General features: G+C 68.1%; 22 protein-coding genes. 6 read left to right on the forward strand and 16 right to left on the reverse strand.

Features of this window, described 5'->3' with window-relative positions:
• Positions 1-5: 5 nt before the first annotated feature.
• From B2742_RS07565 to B2742_RS07615, 11 genes are all read right to left on the reverse strand, one after another.
• Entirely contained in the window at positions 6-671 is a 666-nt protein-coding gene (locus B2742_RS07565) for a methionine ABC transporter permease (RefSeq protein WP_292064637.1), read from the reverse strand.
• Complete coding sequence (locus B2742_RS07570; RefSeq protein WP_292064640.1) at positions 671-1660, reverse strand: methionine ABC transporter ATP-binding protein; 990 nt, start codon at positions 1658-1660, stop codon at positions 671-673. Before B2742_RS07570 ends, B2742_RS07565 begins: the two co-directional genes overlap by 1 nt.
• The gene (locus B2742_RS07575) at positions 1660-2073 is read right to left on the reverse strand and encodes a HesB/IscA family protein (RefSeq protein WP_292064643.1); all 414 of its coding nucleotides are present in this window, start codon (positions 2071-2073) and stop codon (positions 1660-1662) included. The genes B2742_RS07570 and B2742_RS07575 overlap by 1 nt, the downstream gene beginning before the upstream one ends.
• An 11-nt stretch (positions 2074-2084) precedes the next feature.
• A complete protein-coding gene (locus tag B2742_RS07580; RefSeq protein ID WP_292064729.1) occupies positions 2085-2381 on the reverse strand; it encodes an SUF system Fe-S cluster assembly protein in 297 nt (98 codons plus the stop codon).
• A gap of 95 nt (positions 2382-2476) precedes the next feature.
• Positions 2477-3745, reverse strand: coding sequence for an aminotransferase class V-fold PLP-dependent enzyme (locus B2742_RS07585; protein WP_292064645.1), 1269 nt, complete (start codon positions 3743-3745; stop codon positions 2477-2479).
• Positions 3742-4770 (reverse strand): Fe-S cluster assembly protein SufD, encoded by a 1029-nt coding sequence (gene sufD / locus B2742_RS07590; protein ID WP_292064647.1) that lies wholly within the window; start codon positions 4768-4770, stop codon positions 3742-3744. The genes B2742_RS07585 and sufD overlap by 4 nt, the downstream gene beginning before the upstream one ends.
• Positions 4767-5516 (reverse strand): Fe-S cluster assembly ATPase SufC, encoded by a 750-nt coding sequence (sufC, locus tag B2742_RS07595; protein ID WP_292064649.1) that lies wholly within the window; start codon positions 5514-5516, stop codon positions 4767-4769. The genes sufD and sufC overlap by 4 nt, the downstream gene beginning before the upstream one ends.
• The gene (locus B2742_RS07600; RefSeq protein ID WP_292064652.1) at positions 5516-6118 is read right to left on the reverse strand and encodes a hypothetical protein; all 603 of its coding nucleotides are present in this window, start codon (positions 6116-6118) and stop codon (positions 5516-5518) included. The genes sufC and B2742_RS07600 overlap by 1 nt, the downstream gene beginning before the upstream one ends.
• Positions 6115-7581, reverse strand: a complete 1467-nt coding sequence (gene sufB, locus B2742_RS07605) for a Fe-S cluster assembly protein SufB (protein ID WP_292064654.1) — start codon at positions 7579-7581, stop codon at positions 6115-6117. Before sufB ends, B2742_RS07600 begins: the two co-directional genes overlap by 4 nt.
• Positions 7581-8720 (reverse strand): cysteine desulfurase family protein, encoded by a 1140-nt coding sequence (locus tag B2742_RS07610; RefSeq protein ID WP_292064656.1) that lies wholly within the window; start codon positions 8718-8720, stop codon positions 7581-7583. Before B2742_RS07610 ends, sufB begins: the two co-directional genes overlap by 1 nt.
• Positions 8717-9190, reverse strand: coding sequence for an Rrf2 family transcriptional regulator (locus tag B2742_RS07615; protein ID WP_292064659.1), 474 nt, complete (start codon positions 9188-9190; stop codon positions 8717-8719). The genes B2742_RS07610 and B2742_RS07615 overlap by 4 nt, the downstream gene beginning before the upstream one ends.
• Before the next feature lie 158 nt (positions 9191-9348).
• On the opposite strand from B2742_RS07615, the gene B2742_RS07620 reads away from it, so the two are divergent.
• Positions 9349-9999 (forward strand): alpha/beta hydrolase, encoded by a 651-nt coding sequence (locus B2742_RS07620; protein ID WP_292064663.1) that lies wholly within the window; start codon positions 9349-9351, stop codon positions 9997-9999.
• A gap of 158 nt (positions 10000-10157) precedes the next feature.
• On the opposite strand, the gene B2742_RS07625 is transcribed toward B2742_RS07620, so the two are convergent.
• Entirely contained in the window at positions 10158-11360 is a 1203-nt protein-coding gene (locus tag B2742_RS07625) for an exo-beta-N-acetylmuramidase NamZ family protein (RefSeq protein WP_292064665.1), read from the reverse strand.
• Positions 11357-11902 (reverse strand): DOMON-like domain-containing protein, encoded by a 546-nt coding sequence (locus B2742_RS07630; RefSeq protein WP_292064669.1) that lies wholly within the window; start codon positions 11900-11902, stop codon positions 11357-11359. Before B2742_RS07630 ends, B2742_RS07625 begins: the two co-directional genes overlap by 4 nt.
• Before the next feature lie 157 nt (positions 11903-12059).
• Here B2742_RS07630 and tyrS point away from each other — a divergent pair, with 157 nt between their 5' ends.
• The 4 genes from tyrS (at position 12060) to B2742_RS07650 (ending at position 15739) form a co-directional block, all read left to right on the forward strand.
• Positions 12060-13352: a tyrosine--tRNA ligase gene (gene tyrS, locus B2742_RS07635; protein ID WP_292064672.1), complete on the forward strand. Its 1293-nt coding sequence runs from the start codon at positions 12060-12062 to the stop codon at positions 13350-13352.
• A 9-nt stretch (positions 13353-13361) separates the two neighbouring features.
• The gene (bcp, locus tag B2742_RS07640) at positions 13362-13829 is read left to right on the forward strand and encodes a thioredoxin-dependent thiol peroxidase (protein WP_292064673.1); all 468 of its coding nucleotides are present in this window, start codon (positions 13362-13364) and stop codon (positions 13827-13829) included.
• A 241-nt stretch (positions 13830-14070) separates the two neighbouring features.
• Positions 14071-15222: a peptidoglycan DD-metalloendopeptidase family protein gene (locus tag B2742_RS07645; RefSeq protein ID WP_292064675.1), complete on the forward strand. Its 1152-nt coding sequence runs from the start codon at positions 14071-14073 to the stop codon at positions 15220-15222.
• The gene (locus B2742_RS07650) at positions 15206-15739 is read left to right on the forward strand and encodes a bactofilin family protein (protein ID WP_292064677.1); all 534 of its coding nucleotides are present in this window, start codon (positions 15206-15208) and stop codon (positions 15737-15739) included. The genes B2742_RS07645 and B2742_RS07650 overlap by 17 nt, the downstream gene beginning before the upstream one ends.
• Positions 15740-15792: 53 nt before the next feature.
• On the opposite strand, the gene prfB is transcribed toward B2742_RS07650, so the two are convergent.
• The 3 genes from prfB to B2742_RS07665 form a co-directional block, all read right to left on the reverse strand.
• A protein-coding gene (gene prfB / locus B2742_RS07655) for a peptide chain release factor 2 (RefSeq protein WP_292064679.1) occupies positions 15793-16915 on the reverse strand; the annotation gives its coding sequence in 2 pieces (ribosomal slippage) (positions 15793-16845 and positions 16847-16915; 1122 coding nt in all).
• A gap of 170 nt (positions 16916-17085) precedes the next feature.
• Entirely contained in the window at positions 17086-19476 is a 2391-nt protein-coding gene (locus tag B2742_RS07660) for a penicillin-binding protein 1A (RefSeq protein WP_292064731.1), read from the reverse strand.
• A 64-nt stretch (positions 19477-19540) separates the two neighbouring features.
• Positions 19541-20269, reverse strand: a complete 729-nt coding sequence (locus B2742_RS07665; protein ID WP_292064681.1) for a DUF3820 family protein — start codon at positions 20267-20269, stop codon at positions 19541-19543.
• A 179-nt stretch (positions 20270-20448) separates the two neighbouring features.
• Here B2742_RS07665 and B2742_RS07670 point away from each other — a divergent pair.
• The coding region (locus B2742_RS07670; RefSeq protein ID WP_292064684.1) for a TonB-dependent receptor plug domain-containing protein at positions 20449-20961 on the forward strand (513 nt) is incomplete at its 3' end.

A 20961-nucleotide genomic window follows, 5' to 3' on the forward strand; every position in this document is an offset into this window, starting at 1 on the left:
AGCGATCAGCGGTGGGAAACAGAGGCGACCAGCCGGTCGCCGAGCATCTGGAGGACCTGCACCAGCAGGAGCAGCAATACGACGGTCACCACCATGACATCGGTCTGGAAGCGCTGGTAGCCGAAGCGGATGGCCAGGTCGCCCAGACCCCCGGCCCCGACCACCCCGGCCATGGCGGTGTAGGACACAAGGGCGATGGCGGTCACGGTCGCGCCGGCGATGATGCCGGGCATGGCCTCGGGCAGCAGGGCCCGGGTGACGATCTGGAAGGTGGTCCCGCCCATGGCCTGGGTCGCCTCGACCACGCCCTTGTCGACCTCGCGCAGGGCCGTCTCGACCAGCCGGGCGTAGAAGGGCGCGGCGCCCACGACCAGCGGCGGGATCGCTCCGGCGACGCCCAGCGACGTCCCGACCAGCAGCACCGTCACCGGCAGCATGACGATCAGCAGGATGATGAAGGGCACAGAGCGGAGGATGTTGACGATCAACGACAGCACCGCGTTCACCAGCGGATTGGCCGCCAGCCGGCCCTTGCCCGACAGATAAAGCAGCACCCCCAACGGAATACCGAACAGCACCGTCAGCGCCATCGATCCGCCCAGCATCAGCAGGGTGTCGCGCGACGCCCGGGCGATCTCGGGCCAGTCCACATTGGCGAAGAAGGCTTCCATCAAACCGCCTCCACCGTAACGCCACGCGTGGTCAGCTGCGCCACCGCCGCTTCGGCGTCGCCGCCGGTGAAGGCCACGACCAGCTGGCCATAGGGCTCGCCGCGAATACGGCTGATGCGGCCCGACAGGATCGAATAGTCCACGCCCACCGACCGCGCGACGCGGCTCAGTTCGGGCTCATAGGTCGAGCCGCCCCGGAACGTCAGCTTCGCCAGCCGGCCGCCCGGCGGCACGTCAGCGGTCTCGAATCCGTCCTCGCCCTCGGCCAGCATGGCGCGGGTCGCGGCGTGTTTCGGATGCAGGAAGACGTCGGCCGTCGCCCCCTCCTCCACCACCCGCCCGTCCTTCAGCACCGCCACCCGGTCGCAGACGCGGCGCACCACCTCCATCTGGTGGGTGATCAGCACGATGGTCAGCTTCAGGTCGCGGTTCAGCTGGTCCAGCAGCGAAAGGATCTCGTCGGTCGTCTCGGGATCCAGGGCGCTGGTCGCTTCATCGCAGAGCAGCACGCCGGGTTCGCAGGCCAGGGCCCGGGCGATGCCCACCCGCTGCTTCTGCCCGCCCGACAGTTGAGCCGGATGCTTGCGCGCATGCTCGGACAGCCCAAGCTGCTCCAGCAGGTCCGCCACGCGCCGGTCCACATCCGCCGCCGGCCGCCCCTCCAGCCGCAGCGGGAAGGCCACGTTCTCGGCCACCGTCTTCGCGTTCAGCAGGTTGAAATGCTGGAAGATCATGCCGATCCGCCGCCGCGCCGCGCGCAGCTCGGCCGGCGCCAGGGCCGTCATCTCCCTGCCATCAACCGTCACCGTCCCGGCGTCCGGCCGTTCCAGCAGATTGATGGCCCGGATCAGCGTCGACTTGCCGGCCCCCGAGCGCCCGACCACGCCGAACACCTGGCCCGCCTCGACGGTCAGATCGACGGCGTCGAGCGCCACGCGCTCGCCCGCCGCGCTATGAAAGCGCTTCGTCACCCTCTCCAGTCGGATCATCAGTCGGCTTCCAGCGCCTTCGCGGGAATGATGGTGACGCTCTCGCCGCAGCCGCAGGCGTCGGTCTGGTTCGGATTCCGGAACACGAATTTCGACGCCAGCTTCGTCGTCTCATAGTCGATCTCGGAGCCGATCAGGAACAGGATCGCCTTGGGGTCGATCAGGATGGTCACCCCCTTGTCCTCGACGACTTCATCCATCGGCTCGATCGTCTCGGCATAGGCGAAGGTGTACTCCTGCCCCGCGCAGCCGCCGTTCTTCACCCCGACGCGCAGGGCGACATAGGGCTTGTCTGCCCCGTCCTTCCTGGGTTTGGCCATGATGTCGCGCACGCGGTCCGCCGCGGCCTCGGTCAGGCTGACGGCCTTGGGACGCGGTCGGCGCGGACGGGTCGTGGTCTGAAGCTCGGTCATCGGACGGTCCATCAGAACATGTTCAGGGCCAGCTTGGCCTCGTCGCTCATCTTCGACGCGTCCCACGGCGGATCGAACGTCAGCTCTGCCTTGGCCGACCGGACGCCCTCGACCTTCCGGACCGCGTCCTCGACCCAGCCGGGCATCTCGCCGGCCACGGGACAGCCGGGTGCCGTCAGAGTCATCTCGATGGCCACGTCGCGGTCGTCGGACAGGTCGACCTTGTAGATCAGTCCCAGCTCATAGATGTCGACCGGGATCTCCGGATCGAACACCGACTTGAGCGCCTCGATGATGTCGTCCGTCATCCGGTCGATCTCGGCCTGGGCCAGGGCGCTCTTCTGCGGCGCGTCCCACGCTTCGGCGAAGGCGGCGTTGTCAGTGACAGGGATCGTCGGGTCGCTCATGCGAAAAACTCACGGGCCTTGATCATGGCGTCGGCGAAGGCGTCGGCGTCCTCGAGGGTGTTATATAGGGCGAAGCTGGCGCGGGCGCTCGATGTGACGCCGAACCGGCGGGACAGCGGCTCGGCGCAGTGCAGGCCGGCGCGCACGGCGACGCCGTAACGGTCCATCACCTGGGCGATGTCATGGGCATGGGCGCCGTCGACGGTGAAGGTGAAGATCGCCCCCTTGCCCGCCGCGGTTCCAATCTCGGTCAGCCAGTTCCGGCCGTCCAGCCGCACACGGACACGGTCCATCAGCATCGCTTCGTGAGCACGGATCGCACCGGCGTCGAACTGGCCCAGCCAATCGATCGCAGCCCCCAGGCCGATGGCCTCAAGGATCGGCGGCGTTCCCGCCTCGAACCGATGGGGCAGGCCCGCATAGGTGACTGTATCCTCGGTCACGGTGGCGATCATCTCGCCCCCGCCTTGATACGGCGGCAGGGCCTCCAGCGCCGCGCGCTTGCCGTACAGGCCGCCGATGCCGGTGGGGCCGAACAGCTTGTGGCCGGTGAAGACATAAAAGTCCGCGTCCAGGGCCTGGACGTCGGGGCTGCAATGCACCGCCCCCTGGCAGCCGTCCACCAGCACAAGCGCCCCGGCCGCATGGGCCAGATCGGCGATGGCGCGCACATCGTTCACCGTGCCCAGCACGTTCGACATATGGGTCACGGCCACCAGCCGGGTCCGCGGCCCGATCAGCGCCGCCAGCGCCGGCATGTCCAAGGCGCCGTCGTCGGTGACCGGCGCCCATTTCAGCACCGCGCCGAACCGCTCCCGCAGCATATGCCAGGGCACGATATTGGCGTGATGCTCCATCTGGGTAATGACGATCTCGTCGCCCGGCCGGATGGACTGGCCGAGGCCCGACGCCACCAGATTGATCGCCTCGGTCCCGCCCTTGGTCCAGATGATTTGGTCGGGGCTTTCCGCGTTCAGGAACCGCGCTACGCTTTCGCGCGCCGCCTCGAACGCCTCGGTCGTCTCATTGGCCAGGGTATGCAGGCCACGGTGAACGTTGGCGTAGGAATGCTCCATCGCCGCCGTCAGGGCGTCGATCACAACCCTCGGTTTCTGCGCCGAGGCGGCCGAGTCCAGATAGACCAGCGGCTTGCCGTTCACCGTCCTCGACAGGATCGGGAACTGGGCGCGGGCGGCGTAAGGATCGAAGTCCCCTCCCCCATCGGGGGAGAGGGACCGCGAAGCGGTGGAGGGGCGGGTGGTCACAAGCGCTGCTCCAGCCATTCCCTCGCCACCTCTCTCGCGCCCTCGTGCGCGATCCGGTCCACGACCTCGATCAGAAACGCCTGGGTGAGCAGCGCCCGCGCCTCATCAACCGGCAACCCGCGCTGCTGCATGTAGAACAGCGCCGCCTCGTCCAGATTCCCGACCGTATTGCCGTGCGCGCACTGCACGTCGTCGGCGTAGATCTCCAGCTCGGGCTTGGCGTCCACCTCGGCCCGTTCGCCGAGGATCAGGGCGTGGTGGCCCATCCGCGCATCGGTGCCGTCGGCCCCGCGCTCAACCACGATCTTGCCCTGGAAGACCCCCCGCGCCGTGTCGCGCACCACGCCCTTGGTCAGCTGGCTGGTCACGCCGTTCAGGCCGTCGTGACGGACCACCGTGGTCAGATCGCTCTGCCGCTCGCCCGACAGCACATAGATACCGTCCAGCCGAACATCCGCGCCCTGCGCCCGATGCGCCACCTGGGTCTCCAGCCGTTGCAGTTTCGCGCCGGTCGTCAGGATGGTCTGGCGATAGACACCGCCCGGCTCGACCCGCACCACCGCCTGGCTGATCGAGATCGCATCGGCCGGCTCGTCGGCGAGAACGATCCGGGTCACCTCGGCCCCGCGCGCCACGTCCAGCTCCAGCCGGTTGTGCGCCACATAGGCCGAGCCCTGGCCTTCATGCGTCTCCAGCAACAGCAGCTTCGCGCCCGCCCGCGCCGACAGCCGCGCGGTCATGGCGTGGCCCGTCCCCTCGGCCTTGGAAATCAGCCGCAGGCGCACGGTCTTGTCGCCGCAGACCATCAGCTGGGTCTCGTTCACGGCCCGGCCGTTGACGAACACCATGGCCTCGCCGCCCAGCGCTCCAAACGGCCCGGACCCGACCAGCGGCACCGCCGCCGACGGCGAAGGCGGCGGCGCCTCGCGAAGATATCGCCGCAGGTCGCTGTATTTCCACGCCTCGACCCGCTTCGAGGGGAAGCTGGAGGCGTCCTTCAGATCGATGACCGGAAGCGCGTTCACGCCGCCTCCGGCAGGTATTTGTCATACCCTTCCGCTTCCAGCTGCAGCGCCAGCTCCGGGCCGCCGGACGCCACGATCCGCCCGCCCGCCAGCACATGCACCCGGTCCGGTTTGATGTAGTCCAGCAGCCGCTGATAGTGGGTGATCACCAGCATGGCCCGGTCCGGCGACCGCAGGGCGTTGACGCCCTCCGACACGATCCGCAGGGCGTCGATGTCGAGGCCCGAATCCGTCTCGTCGAGGATCAGCAGCGACGGCTCCAGCAGGGCCATCTGCAGGATCTCCATCCGCTTCTTCTCGCCGCCCGAGAAGCCGACGTTGAGCGGCCGCTTCAACATGTCGAAATCCATCTTCAGCGCCGCCGACGCCGTCTTGACCAACTTCAGGAAGGCGGGGGCCGAGACCTCCTCCTCGCCGCGCGCCCGCTTCTGGGCGTTCAGCGCCGTGCGCACAAACGTCAGCGCCGGGACGCCGGGAATCTCAATCGGATACTGGAACGACAGGAAGACGCCCTTGGCCGCCCGCTCGGCGGGCTCCAGACCCAGCAGATCCTCGCCCTTCCACGACACGCCGCCCTCGGTCGCCTCATAGCCGGGCCGTCCGGCCACGGCGTAGCCCAGCGTCGACTTGCCGGCCCCGTTCGGCCCCATGATGGCGTGCACCTCGCCCGCGGGTACGTCGAGCGTCAGCCCCTTGAGGATCGGCTTGTCGCCGACGGAGACGTGGAGATTGGAGATGGAGAGCATTATTTGAGCTGAGACCAGAGGTAGAAGCCGCCGAGCGCGGCGAAGATGAGGATGGGGACGATCAGCTGTTTCAGCAGATCCTTCGTCCTCGCGTGCGGGTCGACCGGAATGGGCGGATAGTGTTTGGCCACGTAGCGCTCCATCGCCGCGGCGCGCTCGGCGGGCGTGCCCCGCATCGTCGCGGCGAAGTCCGGATCGAGGTCGGCGGACGGTTCGCCGGCAGCTTCAAGCGCCGTCGGCGGCACAAGTTCGCCGTCGATCATCAGGGCCGCCTCGTACCGACGGCCCAGCACTTCCTGGATCAGCGACACCGTCTGCGCCGACAGCGAACCTCGCGCGCCGAACCACAACACCGTGTCGCCCCAGTCCGCCGCGCCTTCGGGCAGGTCTTCCGACGCGATCTCGGCCAGGGGTTGAACACGGTAGTCGAAGCCCGTCTTGTCCCCGTCGACCGTGACCGCAAGCCAGCCGTCCGCCGTTCGGTCCGGACGGAAGCCGGCGGGAAAGGCGATGGTCACGCCCGTCTCGGCGATCGCGGCCGTCAGGTCCGCACGCGTCGGCAGCCTGTCCTTGCGGACAATCAGACCGCTATCGACGCTCAACCCACGCTCCCTTCCAGACTGATCGCCACCAGCTTCTGCGCCTCGACGGCGAACTCCATCGGCAGCTTCTGCATCACGTCGCGGACGAAGCCGTTGACCAGCAGGGCCACCGCCTCCTCCTGCGACAGGCCGCGCTGCTGGGCGTAGAACAGCTGGTCGTCGGACAGGCGCGTGGTCGTCGCCTCGTGCTCCAGCTGGGCCGAGCCGTTGCGGGCCTCGATATAGGGCACGGTGTGCGAGCCGCAGTCGCCGCCGATCAGCAGGCTGTCGCACTGGGTGAAGTTGCGCACGCCCGTCGCTTTCGGGTGCACCGACACCAGGCCGCGATAGGTCGAGTCCGACTTGCCCGCCGAGACCGCCTTGGCGATGATCCGGCTCTTCGAATTCTTGCCGAGGTGGATCATCTTGGTGCCGGTGTCGGCCTGCTGATGTCCGTTGGTGATGGCGATCGAATAGAATTCGCCCGAGCTTTCCTCGCCCTTGAGGATGCAGGACGGGTATTTCCACGTCACGGCCGACCCGGTCTCGACCTGGGTCCAGGACACCTTCGACCGGTCGCCGCGGCAGTCGGCGCGCTTGGTGACGAAGTTGTAGATGCCGCCCTTGCCCTCGGCGTCGCCGGGGTACCAGTTCTGCACCGTCGAATATTTGATCTCGGCATCGTCCAGCGCGACCAGCTCGACCACCGCCGCATGCAGCTGGTTCTCGTCACGCATCGGGGCCGTGCAGCCCTCCAGATAGGAGCAGTAGCTGCCCTTGTCGGCGATGATCAGGGTTCGCTCGAACTGGCCCGTCTGGCTCGCATTGATGCGGAAATAGGTCGACAGCTCCATCGGGCAGCGCACGCCCGGCGGGATGTAGACGAACGATCCGTCGCTGAAGACCGCGCTGTTCAGGGCCGCGAAATAGTTGTCCGAGACCGGCACCACCGATCCCAGATATTTGCGCACCAGCTCAGGATGTTCGCGCAAGGCCTCAGAAATCGGCATGAAAATGACGCCGACCTTGGCCAGCTCGGCCTTGAAGGTGGTGACCACCGAGACGCTGTCGAACACCGCGTCCACGGCGTAGCGCGGCGCGCCCTCGACCCCCGCCAGCACCTCCTGCTCCTTCAGCGGAATGCCCAGCTTGGCGTAGATGGCGAGGATCTCCGGATCGACCTCGTCCAGCGACTTCAGCCCCGCCTTCTCCTTCGGCGCGGCGTAGTAGAACAGGCTCTGGTAATCGACCGGCGTATATTTCACCGACGCCCAGGTCGGCTCCTCCATCGCCTGCCAGCGCTCATAGGCGGCCAGACGCCATTCCAGCATCCATTCCGGCTCGCCCTTCTTCTCGGAGATGAAGCGGACGATGTCGGCGTTGAGCCCGCGCGGCGCGTATTCGGTGTCTATGTCCGAGGTGAAGCCGTGCTCGTACTTCTCCAGGGCGGCGACGGCGTCGATGGTCTTCTGGACGGCGGCCATCAGGCGTCAGCTTTCTGGCGGGCGGCAGTCCGCGCGCGATACGTCTCATATGCAGCGACCCAGGCCTCCGCGAACCGCGCCCAGTCGTCGCGGGTGGTGCCCCAGCCGCCCGAGACCCGCACGCCGCCGGTCGCCAGATGATCCAGCCCCATGGCCGAGATCGTCTTGGACGGCTTGGTCTTGCCCGAGGAACAGGCGCTGCCCGCCGAAACCATGACGCCCTGCAGGTCGAGGGTGATCAGCTGCTGCGGGCTGTCCCAGCCCTCGACGGCCATGAACAGGGTGTTGGGCAGGCGCTCGACCGCCCCGCCGATGATGGTGGCGCCCGCAGCCTTGACCCGGGCCTCGGCCGCGTCGCGCCACGCCCTGTGCGCCATGGCTTCCGACAGATCGCGCGCGGCGCAGTCGGCCGCGACGCCGAAGCCGGCGATGCCCGGCACATTCTCGGTGCCGGCGCGCAGCCCCCGCTCCTGCCCCGCCCCGTGCAGGGTGCGGATGATCGGAACGCCTTCTTTCGAGATCAGCGCGCCCACACCCTGCGGCCCGCCCAGCTTGTGCGCCGACAGGGTCAGGGTGTCCGCGTCCAGCGTCCGCATGTCGACCGGGATCTTGCCCGCCGTCTGGATCGCATCAACGTGCAGCCAGCCGCCCGCGCCCCGGACCAGCGCCGCCGCCTCGGCGATCGGCTGGATGACGCCGCTCTCATTGTTCGCATGGTGGATGGCGACCAGCGCCCGGCCCGGCCGCTTCAGCGCCTCCGCCAGCCACACCAGATCGACCACGCCGTCGGCGTCGACAGGCAGGATCTCGACCGGCACGCCGCTGACGTTCGCCGCCTCGGCCACGCAAGGATGTTCGGTGGCGCTGACGATCAGCCGCTCGCAGCCGGCCGCGATGGCGCTGGCCACGGCCTGGGCGTTGGACTCGGTGCCGCCGCTGGAGAAGACCACCGCCGTCGGATCGGCGCCGACCAGCTCGGCCACCCGCGCCCGCGCCGTCTCCACCCGCGCCCGCGCGCGCCGTCCGGCCGCATGGACCGCATTGGGATTGCCGCCCTCGGCTAGGGCTTCGGCCATGGCCGCCTGCACCGCGGGGCGGACGAGGCCGGAGGCGTTGTAGTCCAGATAGACGCCGCTCACGCCGCCACTCCCACTTCCGCTTCAGTCGCCCGGCGCCGTGCCCCGGTGCGGTTCATCACCACATCCTCCAGCGACACCCCGGCCAGATAGCGGTGGATCTCGTCGCCCAGATCCTCCCACAGATTGTGGGTGATGCAGCGCTCGCCGGCCATCATGCAGCCCTTGGGCGAGGAGTGGCCGATGCAGCGGGTGGCGCGGATGGGCTCGTCCACGGCCAGCACGATCTCGGCCACCACCGTCTCCCGCGCGCCCTTGGCCAGCCGATAGCCGCCGCCCGGGCCGCGCACGCTCTGCACCAGGCCGCTCTTCCGCAGCCGCGCGAACAGCTGCTCCAGATAGCTCAGCGAAATCTCCTGACGCGTCGCGATCTCGGCCAGCGACACGGCCCGGACCACGCCGTCAGCCTGTCCATTCCGGGCCAGATCGGCCATCGCCATCACGGCGTATCGTCCCTTGGTCGACAGACGCATCGCACACCTTCAAAAATCGCGCGCTTTTCGGGGGTCCTGTGCTAGAACCCGCGCCTTCGCAAAGGCGTCGACACGCACGCGGGACTTAGAAAGTCCTACTGCTGCGGTCAAGTATTACGCAGATGCGAAACGACAGTTGAACACGGATTTCGCCGCCCATGCCTGAAGTCATCCTGCCCGGCGCCTCTGGCCGTATCGAAGGCCGCTACTCCCCGGGCAAACGCCCGAACGCGCCGATCGCCCTGATCCTGCATCCGCACCCCAAGGCGAACGGGCATATGAACAACCCGGTCACCGTGACCCTGTACCAGCTGTTCCAGAAGCGCGGCTTCGCGACGCTGCGCTACAACAGCCGCGGCGTCGGCAAGTCGCAGGGCGAGTTCGACTCCGGCATCGGCGAACTGGCCGACGCGGCCACCGCCCTCGACTGGCTTCAGACCCAGAACCCCGGCGCCTCCCAGACCTGGGTCGCCGGCTACCAGTTCGGCGCCTATATCGGCATGCAGCTCTTGATGCGCCGCCCCGAGACCGACGGCTTCATCTCGGTCTCGCCGCCCTCGAACATGTACGACTTCAGCTTCCTGGCCCCCTGCCCCGCCTCGGGCCTGTTCCTGCACGGCACCAACGACACCGTCGTCCCGCCGGTCGAGGTCGAGCGCGTGGTCAACAAGCTGCGCACCCAGAAGGGCATCATCATCGACTATGAGCTGGAAGAGGGCGCGACCCATTTCTGGCAGGACCATATCGGCGCCGTCGAGACGCGGGTCGGGGCCTATCTGGACAAGCGGCTGGCCGAAAAGCCGGCGTAAGGTTCACACATTTTCCGCTCATTCCGGCGAAAGTCGGGACCCAGTCCTGTCCAGCTTGACGCTGGCGTTTCAGGACTGTCGGCCTGCGAAATCGCATAGACCGCTCACCCAAAGCACTGGGTCCCGGCTTTCGCCGGGATGAGCGGATATTTGATAGCTCAATACAGCAGATACGGCCGCCGCAGCTCCACCCAAGCCGCCTCATCCGGCCCGGCCAGCGCCTCCAGACCGGCCGGGGTGGCCGCCGCATCGTCGACCCACTCCCGCAACCCCGGCCCGCCGTTGATCACATCGATGGCCAGCTTGTCGAAGACGTATTCGTACGGGAAGTCCCGCCACAGGGCGTAGTCCGGATACAGCCGCCGGATCGCCTTGAACCCCAGCGCCTGCAGCCGCCACGGCTTGAACCTCGCGTGGTCATAGGCCGGGTCGTCGACGTGGATCTGCACCCCGTTGCACAGCGTGCCGACATGCTTGTGGAAGGTCGGCTCGAACCAGCAGTCGCGCAGGACGCAGCCCTGCAGCCATTGCGGCGCGAACGCCTGCATCTCGGCGATCACCGCGCGCGCGTCGATGTCCGGGGCCCCGAACAACTCCAGAGGCCGGGTCGTGCCGCGGCCCTCGGACAGGGTCGTCCCCTCCAGCATGACCGTCCCGGCATAGGCCCGCGCCATGCTCAGGTTCGCGGCGTTCGGGCTCGGGTTGATCCAGCTGCGCTGGCCGATCGGCCAGCCGAAGCCCGGCCCCTGATCGGGCGCCCAGCCCTCCATCTCGATGACGCGGTATTCCACATCCAGCTTGAAATGGTCGATGAACCACCGGCCCATCTCGCCCAGGGTCATGCCGTGCCGCATGGGCATCGGCCCGGCCCCGACGAAGCTCTCCCAGCCCGGCAACAGGGTCGTGCCCTCCACCGGCCGCCCCGCGGGGTTGGGGCGGTCCAGCACCCAGACCGCCTTGCCGTGCTTCGCCGACTCTTCCAGCACATAGAGCAGCGTCGTCACGAAAGTGTAGATGCGGCAGCCGAGATCCTGCATGTCGACCAGCAGGACGTCGAACGTCCCCATCGCCTGCCCGCTCGGCCGCCGCACCTCGCCATAGAGACTGAACACCGGGATGCCGTGCCGCGGATCGGTGAAGTCCGGGCTCTCCATCATATTGTCCTGCAGGTCGCCCCGCATGCCGTGCTGCGGCCCGAAGGCCGCCGTGACGTTCAGGTCAGGACAGGCCATCAGCGCATCCAGCGAATGCGTCAGGTCCGCCGTCACCGAGGCCGGATGCCCCAGCAGGGCGACGCGGCGGCCCTTCAGCGCGGCGCGCAGCTCGGGCTCGGACAGCAGGCGGTCGATGCCGAATTTCATGCGGGCTCCGGAGGCGGCAGGGTCAGGGCGAACGAGTCGGGATGGTGGAAGTCTGGCTTACCCGGCGGATGGGCCAGGGCCCAATAGGAGATGCCGCCGTCGATATCCTCAATGACCGCCGACAGGCCCATGCGCCATGGCCTTGGCTGGTCGCCCATCACCCGATCCAGATCGAAGGTGCCGGCCAGGCTGAAGCTCGTCTCGTCCTGCACCCGCCGGGGGTCGCGCTTCTCGACGCCCGCGTGACTGTGCATGCCTTCCCGATAGCCGGTGAAATCATAGGCCGCCCACATCCCCGTCGGGGAAAGGTTGAGTTCGCAGTAGCCGCCGCCGGCTTTCTCTATGAAGGCCTCGAAACAGGTCGTCCGCCACAGCTCGTGGGCCCGCGAGGGCCGGACGGAAGCGGGCAGGACGACCCGGGACACCTCGCCGGACAGGACGTAGCGCAGCGCGACGGCCGGCGTTCTCGGACGCAGAACCTCGACGGCGATCCCGATCGCGGGTCCCGGCGTCTCCGGGTGCGGCTTGAGCGTGACCAGCATTCTCCTTCGATAGCGCGCCCTTGACGCCGGTCAAAGGCGGCGGCTACCGACAGGACCATGTTCGCCCGCGCCATCGCCACCGGCCTGTATTACCGCCTCTCGATCTGACGAGCGGCCAGCGAACCCACGCGCCGCCTACACCGGCGCGCAAACTCCCATGACGCCCGCCGGCATCCCTGCTAACGGAGCCGCCATGACCGAGACCGCCTTCAAGTCCGACTTCCTGAAAACCCTTCAGGCGCGTGGCTACATCCATCAGATCACCCACCCGGCCGAGCTCGACGCCGCGGCCGACGCCGGCGTGGTCACCGGCTACATCGGCTTCGACGCCACCGCGCCCTCCCTGCACGTCGGCAGCCTGATCCAGATCATGATGCTGCGCCGGCTCCAGCAGGCGGGCGGCAAGCCCATCGTCCTGATGGGCGGCGGCACCACCAAGGTCGGCGACCCGACCGGCAAGGACGCCTCGCGCCCCCAGCTGACCGACGACACCATCCAGTCCAACATCGCCTCCATCAAGACGGTGTTCGAGAAATTCCTCACCTTCGGCGACGGCCCGACCGACGCCATCCTGCTCGACAACGACCAGTGGCTGTCGACCTACGGCTATGTCGAATTCCTGCGCGAATACGGCACGCATTTCACCATCAACCGGATGCTAGCCTTCGACTCGGTCAAGCTGCGGCTGGAACGCGAACAGCCCATGACCTTCCTCGAGTTCAACTACATGCTGATGCAGTCGGTGGACTTCCTCGAGCTCAACCGCGCCCGCGGCTGCACCCTGCAGATGGGCGGCTCGGACCAGTGGGGCAACATCGTCTCGGGCGTCGACCTGGTCCGCCGCGTCGACCAGAAGGCCGCCTTCGGCCTGACCACGCCCCTGCTGACCACCGCCTCGGGCGGCAAGATGGGCAAGACGGCCCAGGGCGCGGTCTGGCTGAACGCCGAGCAGCTGTCGCCGTATGACTACTGGCAGTTCTGGCGCAACGTCGACGACGCCGACGTCGGCAAATTCCTGCGCCTGTTCACCGATCTGCCGCTCGACGAGATCGCCCGCCTGGAGGCGCTGGAAGGCGCCGGCATCAATGACGCCAAGAAGACCCTGGCCGACGCGGCGACCACCATGCTGCACGGCGCCGAGGCGGCCGCGACGGCCCGCGCCGCCGCCGAAGGGGCCTTCGAACGCGGCACGCTGTCGGCGGACCTGCCCACCGTCGAACTGCCGGCGGACGAAGTCATCGGCGCCATGATCGCCGCCGTCACGACCAAGGCCGGGCTGACCGCCTCCAATGGCGAGGCCCGTCGTCTCGCCCAGGGCGGCGGCCTGCGCCTGAACGACGCGGCCATCGCCGACGGCGCCCGGCTGATCGAGGCGTCCGACGTCAATGCCGACGGCGTGCTGAAACTGGCCGCCGGCAAGAAGAAGATCGTTCTCGTTCGCCCTGTCTGAAGGCCCAACATGACCGAAATCACCGAAGGCTCGAAAGCCCCCATGTTCGACATGGCCACGGCCGACGGCGGCCGCGTGTCCCTCGACGGGCTCAAGGGCCGCACCGTCGTCCTGTATTTCTATCCCAAGGCCGACACCCCCGGCTGCACCACCGAGGGCCAGGATTTCTCCGCCCTGATCGCGGACTTCGACAAGGCCGGCGCAACCGTCATCGGCGTCTCGCGCGATCCGGTGAAGAAGCTCGACCGCTTCAAGGCCAAATACGACCTGAAGGTCATCCTCGCCTCGGACGAACCCGAGGACGTCACCGAGGCCTTCGGCGTCTGGGTCGAGAAGAAGCTCTACGGCCGCGAATACATGGGCATCGAGCGCGCCACCTTCCTGATCGACGGCGCGGGCGTGGTCCGCCGCGTCTGGCGCAAGGTCTCGGTCAAGGGCCATGCGGCCGAAGTCCTGGCGGCGGTTCAGTCGATCTGAGTGCTGATCGATTGACGCCTTGGACGTTGAAACCGGCGTTTCATAGATTCGCCGAGAGTCCGGTCAGGTTCGCGAACCACAGTTCCAGATTCGCGAACTCGCCCCACAAGCGAAAATAGGATGCGAATACCGCTGTTATTCGCGTGAAGACCGGGCAGGATGGTTAACAAGTCGTGAACAGACTTGTACCCAAGCTGTACCTTGGCGCATAACCCGTCGTCGTACGTGGGGGCGTTGCGTGATGACCGAACGAGAACCGACTGTCAGGCGGTCTCTGCTGGGAAAGTGGTTTCCGACCCGATACCTGTATCTGCGTGATGGCGACGCCGTCCGCGCCTGGGCGCTGACGCCCGGCAAACAGGCGATGGGCGCCGTCGCCGCCGTCTTGCTGGGCGGATGGACCGCGGTGGCCTCGGGCAGCCTGGTCTTCGACATGGTGGCGCAGAGCCAGTCCGACCGGACCGTCGCCCGCGCCCGCGCCGCCTCCGAACGCATGAACGCCGACCTGCAGGCCCGGCTTGACAGCGCCGTGGTGCGCATGACCGCGACCACCGGCTCGCTCGATGAAATGGCCCAGATGGTCGAGCGCCGCCACGCGGCCCTGACCCAGGTCATGGGCATGTTCCGCGGCGTCGAGGGCGCCGAGCAAGCGCTGCGCCCGGCCCCCGCCCTCAGCGCCAGCCGGTCCACGCCCGTCCAGCGCATGATCGCCGTGCGCATGGACCAGGAGCGCCTGATCGCCCGGGCCGAGACCGAGGCCCAGACCCGCGCCGAGCGGCTGCGTCTGGCCTTCCGCCTCGCCGGCCTCAACCCGGCGGCCTACACCCCGACGGGCTCGGCCCTCGGCGGGCCGCTGGTCGAAGCGCGCGACCCGCGGGCCCTGGCCGCCGTGCTCGATGTCGACGAGGCCTTCGCCGTCCGCATCCGCCACGCCGCCGACAATCTGTCGGACATGCGCTCCCTGGCGAATGCCGCCGAGAGCATGCCCTTCCGCCGCCCCACGCCGGCGCGCACCACCTCGGGCTTTGGCGTCCGCTTCGACCCGTTCAACGGCCGCCCGGCCCTGCATCAGGGTCAGGATTTCGCCGCGCCGCTGAACACGCCCATCTACGCCCCGGCTCCCGGGATCGTGTCTTTCGTCGGCGTGCGTTCAGGGTATGGCAACACCGTTGAGATAGATCATGGACGCGGTTTCAAGACGCGATACGCCCACCTGAACGCCACGGCCGTCCTGCCCGGTCAGCGGATCAATCTCGGTCAGCGGGTCGGCGCCATGGGAACCACAGGACGCTCCACGGGCGTGCATCTGCACTACGAAGTGTGGATGAACGGCCGACCCCAGAACCCCGCCCGCTTCATGAGAGCCGGAGACCAACTTGTTCAACAAGACTAAATCCCCCGCCCCGTCGCCCCAGCCCCGCGCTGACAACGGTTCATCCATCCCGCCGCTGCCTGATCTGCCCACGCCGGGCGGTCCTGCGGCGTCCGCTGCCCGTCCGGCCCCGGCCGCCAGCGCGCGCGGTCTGTCGACCCTGTCGTCGGACCTCCAGTTCGAAGGCGGCATCACGGGCGGCGGCGACCTGCAGATCGACGGCTCGATCAAGGGCGACGTCCGCGTCGGCCGACTGATCGTCGGCGAGACCGGCGCGGTCGAGGGCAATGTCTCGGCCGACTATGTCGAGGTCCGCGGCCGCGTCGTCGGCGGCATCTCGGGCAAACAGGTCAAGCTGATCGCCACCGCCTATGTCGACGGCGACATCACAGCCGAACAGATGTCGATCGACATCGGCGCCTATTTCCAGGGCCGCGTCCTGCAAGGCCGCCGCGAGGCGCCCGCTCCGACACCCGCCCCGCGCCCGGCCGCGCCGGAGCCGGCGCCGCAGATCATCGACATGAAGGGCCCGTCCTGACCTTACGGGACGCCTGAAAGACAAAAGGCCCCGGATCGCTCCGGGGCCTTTTTCTATTCGACGGTCGATCCGCGCGTCTCGCCGACCCGCGCGGCCAGCGCCGCGCCCATGAACAGGTCCAGATCCCCGTCCAGCACGCCTTGCGTATCCGAGGTCTCGACGTTGGTCCGCAGGTCCTTGACCATCTGATAGGGCTGCAGGACGTAGGACCGGATCTGGTGGCCCCAGCCGATGTCGGTCTTGGCGTCGGCCACGGCCTGGGCCGCCGCCTCGCGCCGTTGCAGTTCCAGTTCGTACAGACGCGCCCGCAGCATTTTCCACGCCTGTTCGCGGTTCTGGTGCTGCGACCGGCCGGCCTGACAGGCCACCACGGTGTTGGTCGGAATGTGCGTCAGCCGCACCGCCGAGTCCGTCTTGTTGATATGCTGACCGCCCGAGCCCGAGGCGCGGTAGGTGTCGGTGCGCACGTCCGACGGATTGATGTCGATCTCGATGGCGTCGTCGACCACCGGCGAGACCCCGATCGAGGCGAAGGACGTATGCCGCTTGGCCGCCGCATCATAGGGGCTGATCCGCACCAGCCGGTGCACCCCCGATTCCGACTTCAGCCAGCCATAGGCGTTGGGCCCGGTGATCAGAATGGTCGCCGATTTGATGCCGGCCTGGTCGCCGTCTTCCGACGCCTCCAGCTCTACCTCGTATCCGTGGGCCTTCGCCCAGCGCGAATACATCCGCAGCAACATCCCGGCCCAGTCGCACGACTCCGTCCCGCCGGCGCCGGAGTTCACTTCCAGATAGGCGTCATTGCCGTCGGCCTCGCCGGACAGCAGGGCCTCCAGCTCGGCGCGGCCGGCGCGGTCCTTGATCGCCTTCAGCGAGGCGCGCGCCTCTTCGAGCGTGGGCTCATCGCCCTCCTCGTCGGCCATCTCGGCGAGCATGACGCCCTCCTCCAGACCGGTCTCCATCTCGCGGACGGTGTTGATCTGGGCCTCGAGCCGGGCGCGGTCGCGCGACACGGCCTGGGCCGCCTCGGGGTCGTTCCACAGCGTCGGGTCCTCGACCCGCGCGTTCAGCTCATCCAGTTTTCGAAGCGCGACATCCCAGTCAAAGACGCCTCCTGAGCAGAGCGATGCTCTGCTCGATGTCGGCCTTCATGGCCTCGACATCCGGTCTCATCGCGAACTCCTGCGATACGAAAGTGAGGCGCGGACATAGAGCGCGCCGGGGGAAAGGGGAAGGGCCGGAGGCAACAGGAGTCAGGCAACAGGCAGCAGGATTGACGGAAGGCGTCCGCCGCCAGACGGCAACTCAGTCCGGCCGTTGCCTGCTGCCTGTTGCCTGCTGCCTCAGTACAGTCCGCTCAAATCCTCCGCCGGCTCCTTCTTCGGCGGCGTCGGAGTCGCGGGCGGGGCGGGCGCGGTTGAAGGCGGCAGGCCGGCCGCCTCCTCCTCCTCGCGACGGACCACCTCATTGTAGTTCTGCGGGCCCGTCGGGATCTCCTGCGCGGGGGCCTCCTCCTGGCGGCGGCGTTCGGTGCCGGGGCGGAAGGCCTCCTCGATGCCGTTCACGGTCCGGAACACCGCGTTGCGGGGCCGCACGAACGGCCGCGCCGGGCGTTCGCGCAGGGCGGCCTGCATGAACTCTGTGAACACCGGCACCGGCCCGGTCGCGCCTGTCTCGCCCCCGCCCAGCGGCCGGTTGTCGTCAAAGCCGATGAACACCCCGACCACGATATCGGACGAGAAGCCGACGAACCAGGCGGAACGATACTCATTGGTCGTGCCGGTCTTGCCCCCGACCCAGCGGCCCAGACCGCGGGCGCTGGCGCCGGTGCCGCGCTGGATCACGCCTTCCAGCATGGAGCTGATCTGATAGGCGGTGATCGGATCGATCACCTGGGTCCCGCGCTGCTCTAGCCGCGGCGACTCCTGGCCGCTGAAGGCCCGGCCGCAGTCACGGCAGCGGCGCGGATCGGCACGGAAGATGGTGTCGCCGTCGCGGTCCTGGACCAGCTCGATCAGATAGGGATCGACCCGCCGCCCGCCGTTGACGAAGGCCGCATAGGCCGCCGTCAGGCGATAGGGCGTGGTCTCGCCCGCACCCAGCGACACCGACAGGTTCGGCTGCAGGGTGTCGGAGACGCCCATCTTCCTGGCGAGGTCGACGACATTTCGCATGCCGATGTCCTGGGCCAGCCGCACGGTCATGACGTTGCGCGACAGCTCCAGCCCGCGCCGCAGGCTCTGCGGCCCGTAGTATTCGCGGCTGTAGTTCTCGGGCGTCCAGCGTTCGCCGTTGCGCCCACCGGCGAAGCTGATCGGCGCGTCCAGCACGATCGAGGCCGGCGTATAATCGCCCTCCAGCGCTGTCGCATAGACGAAGGGCTTGAAGGCCGAGCCCGGCTGACGGTTCGCCTGGGTGGCGCGGTTGAAGCTGGACAGGGCGTAGGAATAGCCCCCGACCATGGCCAGCACCCGCCCGGACTGCGGCTCGATCGCCACCAGCGCCCCGTTCACAGCGGGCACCTGTTTCAGGGCGTACTGGCCGCCGCGCGGCTCGACGAAGATCAGGTCGCCGCGCCGCAGCTGCCGATTGGCGTTGGCCCAGGCCGCGTCGGCGGTGATCAGCGCGCCCGCGCGGTTGTCGCGCGCGGTGCGGATGCGGACGTTGTTGCCCGAGACGGATTCGACCGCCGCCGCCTCCCAGGCCCGGCGCTCGGGCGGGCGCACGCCGCGCACGGCGGTCTCGCGCCAGCCCTCGGCGAAATCGGTGGTGCCCCAGGGCCCGCGCCAGCCGTGCCGCCGGTCATAGTTTTCCAGCCCACGCATCAGGGCGTCGCGCGCCGCCGACTGCAGGGTCGGATCCAGCGTCGTGCGCATATAGTAGCCGCCGCGATTGACCTCCTCCTGGCCGAACTGGGCGATGGCCCGGCGCCGCGCCTCCTCGACGAAGAAGTCGGCGTCGGCGTAGGCCGCCCGGCGCGGCGCGTCCTGCGCGGCCAGCGGGCGGGCCAGCGCCGTGGCCAGCTGGGCGTCATTGATGAAGCCGTTCTGGTTCATCTCCCCCAGCACCCAGTTGCGGCGGCCCAGCGCGGCCTCGGGGTGGCGTTTGGGGTGATAGTTGTTCGGCCCCTTGGGCAGGGCCGCCAGGAAGGCCGCCTCGTCCGGCGTCAGCTGGCTCAGCGACTTGCCGAAATAGTTATAGGCCGCCGCCGCCACGCCATACGAGCGATAGCCGAGGAAAATCTCGTTGAGATACAGCTCCATGATCTGCTGTTTCGTCAGCGTCGCTTCCAGCCGGTTGGCCAGGATGGCTTCCTTGACCTTGCGGTTGATGCTGCTCTCATTGGTCAGCAGGACGTTCTTGGCCACCTGCTGGGTGATGGTCGAGCCGCCCTCAAGCCGCCGCCCGGTGGCGGCGTTGAAGATGTTCTTGAACATGGCCCGCCCCAGGCCGCCCACGTCGATGCCGCCGTGGTTGAAGAAGTTGCGATCCTCGGCCGCCAGAAACGCCTGGATCACCGGCAGGGGGATCTGCTCATACGGCACATAGATGCGACGCTCGTCAGAGAACTCCCCGATCAGCGTCCCGTCGCCGGCATAGACCCGCGTCGCCGTCGCCGGCCGGTAGTCGGCCAGCTCTGAGGCGTCGGGCAGGTCATGGAACAGCCAGGCTGCATAGATGGCCACGATCAGCCCGGCCAGGGCGATCCCGCCCAGCAGGGCCACGCCCGCCATCACGAACCAGCGTTCGGCGATCTTCAAGCTGAATACTCCGAAAAGGCGGGCCCGATGGGCTGGTTTAGCCCGCGTCGGAGGCCCCGGCTAGAGCCGTGACGCGACGGTCCAGCTCCTGTCGCGCGGCGGCCACGACATCGGCGTCCATATCCCCCTGCCCTGCCATCCAGCGCAGATAATCATCCGGCGGTTCGGCCCACGGCCGCCCGCGATGTTTGCCGAACGGAATCCGCTCCAGCCGCCGCGGCTCGTTCGTCCAGGCCAGCATCTGATCGACCGTGGCGACCTTGAGCAGGTCGATCAGCAGATGCGCCGTCACCCAGGCGTCCGGCCCCGCCCGGTGCGCCGGATCGGCCAAGGCCGGGTCCAGCCGCAGCCCCCGCCAGTATCGCAGCACCTGATTCGAATGCCCCGGCGCCTCGGGCCAGACGTTCTTGGCCGAGCGCACGGTGCAGATCCACGGCAGGCCGCCATGCGCCGTATCGGCGATGAACCCCCGCTCGAACCGCGCCGAATGCGCCACCATGACGTCGGCCGGCGTCGGCAGGAACATCTCCCGCAGTCGGTATTCGTCGCAGTGCGGATCGTCGTCGCAGAAATGCTCGGGCGTCAGATGATGCACCGCCATGGCGTGAAACGAGATCTCCCCACGCGGCCGGAACAGCTTCGTCACCGGCGGCGCCGCGACCCAACCGCCGGCGCCGTCGGGCGTCACATCGACGATTCCGACCTCGAGGATCTCGGCGGACCGGTCCCCGCCGGAGGTTTCAAGATCGACGACACGCAGGCGCATCGGTCGGAGATAGGGGGTTTGGGGGCGGAGGGCGAGCGGAGGTCGAACCAGATTTCCGCCGTAAGCGGACAAGGCGAGAGTGAGAGCCCGCGACCAATTGAGAATGATAGTGAGATTGACTCGCAAGTACACTTGTGGTCAGACGCCCGCTCTCCTTCTCCCTTGTTTCGAAGCGCTTCATGTCCCCTCGCCTGCTGGCTACCGTCGCCCTCCTGCCGCTGCTCTTTGCCGCACTTCCCGCCAAGGCGCAGGAGGCCGCGACCCTCGACGAAGTCATCGTCACTGCTTCCCGGTTCGAGACCCCTCGATCGGCCATTGCCGCGACGGTGGAAATCCTCGACGCCGAGGCGATCACCCAGCAGACAGCCCTGGCCGCCTCTGCCGTCGATACGGTGGCGGCCCTGGTCCCCTCTTTCTCGCCGACGCGACAGAAGCTGTCAGGCTTCGGCGAGACTTTGCGCGGGCGCTCGCCGCTCTATCTGGTGGACGGGGTGCCGCAGTCGACGCCGCTGCGTGACGACAGCCGCGACGGCTACACCATCGATCCCTTCTTCATCGACCGGGTCGAGGTCATCTTCGGCTCCAACGCCATCCAGGGCATCGGCGCCACCGGCGGGGTGGTCAACTACGTCACCGCCCGCAAACCGTCCGAAGGCGAAGGGCTGACGGGGCGGATGATGGCCCAGGTCACC

This window comes from Brevundimonas sp. UBA7664, assembly GCF_002483305.1.
Taxonomy (GTDB): domain Bacteria; phylum Pseudomonadota; class Alphaproteobacteria; order Caulobacterales; family Caulobacteraceae; genus Brevundimonas.

Coding starts and splice junctions, on each gene's coding strand:
- B2742_RS07645 (WP_292064675.1), top strand. CDS start 14,071: ATGACCGAACGAGAACCGACTGTCAGGCGGTCTCTGCTGGGAAAGTGG.
- B2742_RS07580 (WP_292064729.1), bottom strand. CDS start 2,381: ATGACGGACGACATCATCGAGGCGCTCAAGTCGGTGTTCGATCCGGAG.
- B2742_RS07630 (WP_292064669.1), bottom strand. CDS start 11,902: ATGCTGGTCACGCTCAAGCCGCACCCGGAGACGCCGGGACCCGCGATC.
- B2742_RS07570 (WP_292064640.1), bottom strand. CDS start 1,660: ATGATCCGACTGGAGAGGGTGACGAAGCGCTTTCATAGCGCGGCGGGC.
- B2742_RS07660 (WP_292064731.1), bottom strand. CDS start 19,476: ATGGCGGGCGTGGCCCTGCTGGGCGGGATCGCCCTGGCCGGGCTGATC.
- B2742_RS07665 (WP_292064681.1), bottom strand. CDS start 20,269: ATGCGCCTGCGTGTCGTCGATCTTGAAACCTCCGGCGGGGACCGGTCC.
- sufB (WP_292064654.1), bottom strand. CDS start 7,581: ATGGCCGCCGTCCAGAAGACCATCGACGCCGTCGCCGCCCTGGAGAAG.
- sufC (WP_292064649.1), bottom strand. CDS start 5,516: ATGCTCTCCATCTCCAATCTCCACGTCTCCGTCGGCGACAAGCCGATC.
- tyrS (WP_292064672.1), top strand. CDS start 12,060: ATGACGCCCGCCGGCATCCCTGCTAACGGAGCCGCCATGACCGAGACC.
- B2742_RS07575 (WP_292064643.1), bottom strand. CDS start 2,073: ATGACCGAGCTTCAGACCACGACCCGTCCGCGCCGACCGCGTCCCAAG.
- B2742_RS07615 (WP_292064659.1), bottom strand. CDS start 9,190: ATGCGTCTGTCGACCAAGGGACGATACGCCGTGATGGCGATGGCCGAT.
- B2742_RS07620 (WP_292064663.1), top strand. CDS start 9,349: ATGCCTGAAGTCATCCTGCCCGGCGCCTCTGGCCGTATCGAAGGCCGC.
- B2742_RS07625 (WP_292064665.1), bottom strand. CDS start 11,360: ATGAAATTCGGCATCGACCGCCTGCTGTCCGAGCCCGAGCTGCGCGCC.
- bcp (WP_292064673.1), top strand. CDS start 13,362: ATGACCGAAATCACCGAAGGCTCGAAAGCCCCCATGTTCGACATGGCC.
- B2742_RS07565 (WP_292064637.1), bottom strand. CDS start 671: ATGGAAGCCTTCTTCGCCAATGTGGACTGGCCCGAGATCGCCCGGGCG.